Raw genomic sequence first — 6,019 nt, 5'->3', positions numbered from 1 at the left:
AACAACTCTCGTGTAATCAAGCAATAAGTCTGGAATATCCACACTGAACTCACTTAAATTACCAAATGACTCAATCTTTTTGTATCGATAGCCTGTTACATCGCTATCGCTGTCCAGCTGTGGTCTCAGTCCTTGTTTAGACTGAGTGCGGGTAACACTTGGCGCTAAGGAGCGCTGCAAGTCCCGCACTCTTAGGTGTAGCTCGCCGCTTTGATATGGCGATGTTAAATGACTTAGCCCGTGGTACTTGGTCGTGCTGGCAGTCATTAACGCCAACATATCATCGAGCAGCGAGTCGTCGCGTAAATCTGGAGACTCAACCAGTAGCGTACTGACCAGCGGGTCTTCTGGTTGGTCGGCAATAAACACATGTGCATCCGATAATTTTGTTGTGTCATCAGTTGCCACTGCGGGGTAAAGCTTGACCAAATCGAACGCGCTGCGCGCGTGGTCTACGTCGCTGATTGAGCTAAACACATCGTTCAATTTACCGCTTATCACCGCGTTGTTGGTGCGGTGCCCGCCTGCATTAGGTGCGCTACCGAGCCGCTGGGGTTTGAATATTTTAAGGTGACTTCTTAACATGGTTACACCGTTTTTAGTCGTAAGGTTATGTTTTCAAAAAAATCAGGTGCGGCATCCGAGTAGTAACTAACGGCACTACCCGAAACTGGCTTTTGGCTGTGGTCCCAAACCACGGTGTATACCGTGCCACGGATCGATAGTTCAAACGCGGTTAGTGTGGTTCGGCTATGGTCAAATAGCGCGATGTAGCTACTCGCAGTCTCCAGCACACTTTCAATCGTGATGGGCCGACCAGGTAACAGCGTTTTTTCAATATGGGGCGCACCGTTAATAGCGAGTTCCGTTTGCTCAGCAACGGCTTGATAATCGTGCTCATCTGTCCACACGGCGTGTGGTAGCGCTATGGCGTTAATTACTATCATTGGGCGTTACTCAATTGTTCAAGCTCTTCTAATAGTTGGTCTCGAATGGTGGTGTACAGCTCAGCGGTGTTGCCACTGGGTAATTTGAGTTCCAGCACAATGCGCTTACCTGATTGTTGGCCTGTCAGTAGGGTTAGCAATTTATCGAGTTTGCCATTTACCGCATCACTCAGCGGTGAGCTATTGTTTGGCCTAGTCGGCACAGGGCTTGGGCTGTAATACTCAGTGTTTTCACGCGGTGTGATTGTGTTTGAGCGTGTGGGATTACGTTTGGCACTGGCAACTTGTTTGAGCGATTCACGCTGACGGTCAATTAAATCTCGCAATGCGCGCTTTTGTTCGCCATCGATATAAACGAGCTGTTTAAATATCCGGTCATAAATTTTGGATAACTCTGACGTTGATGTGGATGCGTTAATTGCACGCTCAAACTGCGCGTACTGTTGCTGCTGCATTTTCTCGCGCTCGCGACGGGCGCGCTCGGCGATGACCTCATCACTTTCAAAGCGGTATGCCGCACCGCGCCCAGTTTCGTACTTGTCCTGATAGTCCACTATCTGCTCAACCGTTGGGCGGTTGCGGTTTTGGTAGTTACTCATGCTCGTTGCAGCACGATTTGCACTTTGGCTTACTTTCTCCAGCTCTTCTTTTTGTTGACGCAGGCTTTTTAGAGACCGCTCATTGGCCTTTGTTGCATCTTCAGTTGCGCGGGTTCCTCGCTTGGTTGCATTCGTTGCATCGTCTTGTGCATCTTTAAAATCGCCGAGTAGGTCATTCACCACAGATAAGATGTTACTTATCCGCTCCTTTTTGTGTTGGTAGTCTTCAGCGGTTAATGCGCCTACCTTGTATTGTTGATTAACTTGGGCAAGTTCTTGTTCAAGTTTGCGCTGCTCAACATTTAGCCCTTGCAGGTTTTTGGTTTCTAGTTCTCGTACGCGCGCCAAATCGGTTTCTTGTTCTACCACCAATCCAGTCTGACGGTTTAGTGCCGCCTGTGCTTTGGCTTTTTGCTCAGCTGAGGCTGTAGAGCTGTCTAGGATTTTTTTATTGTTTTCCATTGCAGCACGGGTGCTGGCTAACACACTGGCAAACTTTGCTGTAGCGGTACTATTTTCATCTGTGGCAGGCTTGAGTTTATTCGCAGCATTAACCAGTTTATCCAGCTCTGCGGTTAAACCTAGTGCGGCCGCTGCGGCTTGCACGGACGCAGGCACAGTTTGGTCTGTGGCGTTGGCAGCTTCAACGGCTGCTTTGGCCCACTTCAAAAATGCTTGTTGTTGCATCGCAACTGGTTCGTTGCTTTGTTGGAGTAGTTCAAACGCTCCTTGTAATTTAGTCGCCGTTTGAGTGAGCGCATCAGCACTGGTGATACCTAGTTCTTTATAGGCTTTTTTTACATCACCTGCGAGATATGCTTGGCGCGCTAATGATTCGTTATGAGATTCAAACTTAGCTTTTAATGAGTCCAGTAATACCAACTGCTGGCTATACTCAGCGCCTGCGCCAGCCAGTGCAGTTCGTGCAGACTCAATAGATTGGATAAAACCATCAACACCAGCGCGCACACCATTTAGGTTTTGCGCCTGTTGCTCTAATGTTTCGATCACACGCAGTGCCTCAGGTATGGTGAGTCTAAGCAACTCTTGGCGCTTGCGCTCTTCTTCAGCGGCAATGCGTGTGGCTTCAGCGAGTGCTTCGGCTTTACGTGCTGCGTTTTCATAGGCTCCGGTGGTTTCGTTCATCACCAACGTGCCAGCAGCCACGGCGGCTTCCACTTCTTCTAAACTGGTAACTAAAATACCAGTGGTTGAGCTTATTAACTCAAGCTCGCCTTTCAGTTTGGCGGCCTGTAGCTCAGCATTTCGTTGACTTTCCGCGACGCCTGCTTCAGCAACTTTTAAATTTTGATACTCACCAATCAGGTTAATAACCTCATTGGTTAGTGCTAAATACACACCGCCACGGGCAATCACACCTGCCACATTGCGCCAGCGATTTGCAGCAACGGTCGCAGCATTGGTGGCCGTTGTCGCTGCGGCTACGGCGGCTCTATAGGTAACAAATGCCCGGGTGGCACTCACTGCACCTGCCACAACACTACTAAAATAAGAGCCGATTTTAAGCGCAAGCCACGCTTTGGCTACAAAGGCGATTTCTTCGCGATATTGATACAGCGTAGTGATGGTGTCTTTGATAGCAGTGCCGGTTGCCACAATGGTGTCGCTGATTGACTGCGCCCATTCTTGCAATCGGCCATCAGCTGCCATTGCAGCAAATTCTTTGTTTAAATCACCAATCTGGCCCTTGAGCCAATCCATTGCACCAGACTTAGCAATGAGGTTATAAAACTGTTCCAGATTATCTTTTGCGTTAGAGACCTGGCCGCTAAATAGTGCCATTTGTGCCGCTGCACTGCCTGTGCTGGTTCTGCCCATTTCGTCAATCAGCTGTTTGATAACGTCACGGCCTAGCTGGCCTGCGCTACTTAACTTTTGTAGTTCCTGGACGTTTTTACCCGTGACCGTTTGCAGCATATCCCATACAGGAATACCACGTTCAACCAGCTGCAAAATCTCTTCACCTTGCAGTTTCTGTTTTGCCCAAGCTTGGCCAAGTGCGAGGCTTATCCCTTCAACCTCCTGATAACCACCACCTAGTTTTAGTGCGCTGTCTGTAATAGATTGCAGCGTGCCGTCCATTGGGTCGAGGCCGAATGCCTTGAGCTTCACAAATGCTTGTGAAACCTCACCAAGCTGAAGCGGCGTATTTTTAGTAAATTCAGTTATCCAGGCGCTGGCCTTCTCACCTTGGGCAATGCTGCCCATCAGGCCATTCATTTGCACCTGGAGCTTTTCAAACTTATCGCCCGTTTCAAACACGGAGCGCACGGCTTGGCCAACTTGGTCTAACCCAAAGTAGGCAGCAGCAACAGCGGCGATTTGGCTTGCGACGTTACCAAGACTTGCTGCATGGGCCTTTTGGGCAGCAGAGCCTTGCTTTAGGTCTTGCGTAAACCCATCAACGGACTTACCAGCTTTAGCAAAGCCTGCGGCTAAATTACGCTTTGCAACGGTAAGGTCTTTAGTATCAATGCCTGAGCGTTTTAGCTCAGCTTGCAGAGAGTTATGCTTGGTAATTTGCTGCGTCAGCTCAGCCCGCATTTGCTGCAAGTCGCGCTCTGCAAGGTCTATACCTCGGGCAAGCTCTACAAATGGTTTGGTGGTGTCTTGTGCTTGTTTTTGTAATTGGTCGAGTGCGTGCGCGGCGGCAGCCGTGGCAATCTCTTGCTCTTCGAGTTCACGCTTTGAACGCTCAAAGGCACGAATAAGTTCTTGCTGTTTGCTTTGCAGCTTGAGCCGTCTCATCTAAATTCTGGCCGAGTTGGTCAGTGGCAGGTGCAGCATCATCTGCGCTTTGCTCAATGTTTCTTAGCTCAGCAACCAGTTGTTCTAAGTTCTGTTTGCCTGTGGCTTCAGCCACTATTCGGAGTGCAAGTTCAAGAGTCTTATTAGCCATTACAACCGCTCAGTTTGAAAATGAGTTTAAGGATTTGAAAAAGGGGCCGAGGCCCCAACGGGAGCTATGCGTCTAATTCGGTATAGGTGAATGGGGTTGCTTTACCTGCTGGCAACTTGGCAGTGCCCGCTAGGCCGCCGCTCACAAACTCGCTGGCTGCAAAATCAATTTCTTTATCTGGCATCAGTGACACATCGTATACTTCCAGCTCAATGGCTTTACCGTTAGCAAGGTTGGTTCCCTCACCAAAAATACGGGCTCGTACTTGTGATTCAATGCCACCTTGGATGGTCTTACCGCTTCTGGCATTGTGCTGATTGTACTTGCTTGTTTAACCACAAGGCCTTCAGCGGCTAGGTTCTTATGGCCAAGCTCAAGCCAGCCTTGATTTGCGGGTAAGGTTTTTGCTGTATCTGCTACTGTGCCGCTGGCTTCATTTAGATCAACCACTTTACCCATCAGCGCCATTGCCAATAACTCAGAGGGTTGGTCGTCAAACTCGCACGACACTTCAGCAGGCTTGGCAATCTTGACGTCATCTAATGCTTGGCCATAAGACTCTTTTTTACGAGATGTACGGGTCTTGGTCTCAGCTTCGGTTTTGATGCTGAGCTTGGTCATATTGATAGGGCCAAAAATACCGAGGCTTTGGCCTTGTGGGTTTAATCGGTCAATAAAGAAATTGCCAGCTACTAGTAAGCCACTCATGTAAGTGCTCCTTTAAACTTCATTTGACAGGTAAAGGCCAGCGGGTAAAACGCATGGCCGCTTGTGTATCTTGGTTTGATTGGGGTGTTAACGCGCTGCCACGGGCCAGCATCGCCAGTCATTTTTCCGGCAATGGCACGAATGGTAGCGGCAATGTTTTTGCCTGCGGTTTTGCTGGTTTTGCGCTCAGCTAAGATGACAAGCCAGGTTTGCGTTAACAGGGTATTTGCTCCAGCGTAAGCGCTCTCCTTTAATTGCTCGCCGTAGTAGAGATAAAACAAGCTCGGGGTATGGTTGGTTTTGTCTATTTCTGCTAGGTCATCGAGTGCCTTAACTTGGCGTATGCCAGGCACTGCACTTAGAGCTGTTTCTAGCAGTTGGCCCGCCGCTAAAAAGTCATCCTTTATTTCAAACATCAGATGAACCCCGTAGCTTTACTGCGAGCAAATACGCTGCCTGCTGATTCCATCACGGCGGTGTCGTTGGTGGTTGCCTTGTCACCTTGGCTATCAATACCCAGCGCCACCTTGCCTTGATTCACTGCTTGTAAAAACTTTAGCGCGTCCGTATAGCGGGTGTGTATGTGCTCCGGCGCGTTATCGCCGCTTAAAAAGTAGCGGGCAATATCACAACAAATGCGCACCAATGCCATTGGTACAATGCTAAGTGGCAGCATGTAACGGCCAGATAAGTAGGCGTTAATCTCAGCTGTTGCATCTTCAAGGGCTTGCGTGAGCACAGCCATATCCACTTCACCTGGTGTGCTGTGTTCACGTTCAGTAAGCAGCACCAAGTCTTGGTGGTTAAAGCGRKYTTGCATGTCTTCAGCGGCAGCGTAGGTCATG

General features: G+C 49.2%; 5 protein-coding genes and 2 pseudogenes. All 7 read right to left on the bottom strand.

Going from position 1 to position 6,019, the window contains the following annotated elements:
- Nucleotides 1-585 (bottom strand): annotated as a pseudogene (locus DS891_RS23915) (hypothetical protein); the annotation flags it as partial.
- 2 nt (nt 586-587) lie between these two features.
- Nucleotides 588-947 carry a hypothetical protein gene (locus tag DS891_RS23910; protein ID WP_174171127.1) on the bottom strand — a complete coding sequence of 120 codons (360 nt, stop codon included), beginning with the start codon at nt 945-947 and terminating at the stop codon, nt 588-590.
- Nucleotides 944-4,315, bottom strand: coding sequence for a tape measure protein (locus DS891_RS23905; RefSeq protein WP_254606045.1), 3,372 nt, complete (start codon nt 4,313-4,315; stop codon nt 944-946). Before DS891_RS23905 ends, DS891_RS23910 begins: the two co-directional genes overlap by 4 nt.
- The gene (locus DS891_RS24660; RefSeq protein WP_254606043.1) at nt 4,263-4,466 is read right to left on the bottom strand and encodes a hypothetical protein; all 204 of its coding nucleotides are present in this window, start codon (nt 4,464-4,466) and stop codon (nt 4,263-4,265) included. Before DS891_RS24660 ends, DS891_RS23905 begins: the two co-directional genes overlap by 53 nt.
- A gap of 64 nt (nt 4,467-4,530) precedes the next feature.
- A pseudogene (locus DS891_RS23900) lies at nt 4,531-5,174 on the bottom strand (hypothetical protein).
- Nucleotides 5,171-5,590 (bottom strand): hypothetical protein, encoded by a 420-nt coding sequence (locus DS891_RS23895; protein WP_128731940.1) that lies wholly within the window; start codon nt 5,588-5,590, stop codon nt 5,171-5,173. Before DS891_RS23895 ends, DS891_RS23900 begins: the two are co-directional and overlap by 4 nt.
- Complete coding sequence (locus tag DS891_RS23890; RefSeq protein WP_174171126.1) at nt 5,590-6,018, bottom strand: gp436 family protein; 429 nt, start codon at nt 6,016-6,018, stop codon at nt 5,590-5,592. Before DS891_RS23890 ends, DS891_RS23895 begins: the two co-directional genes overlap by 1 nt.
- Between the last annotated feature and the right edge of the window lies 1 nt (nt 6,019).

The sequence above is a fragment of the Pseudoalteromonas sp. JC28 genome, assembly GCF_013319255.1.
In the GTDB taxonomy this organism is placed as follows: Bacteria; Pseudomonadota; Gammaproteobacteria; order Enterobacterales; family Alteromonadaceae; genus Pseudoalteromonas.
Note: the sequence above shows the minus strand (reverse complement) of the source record. Positions and strands in the feature narration are given on the sequence as shown.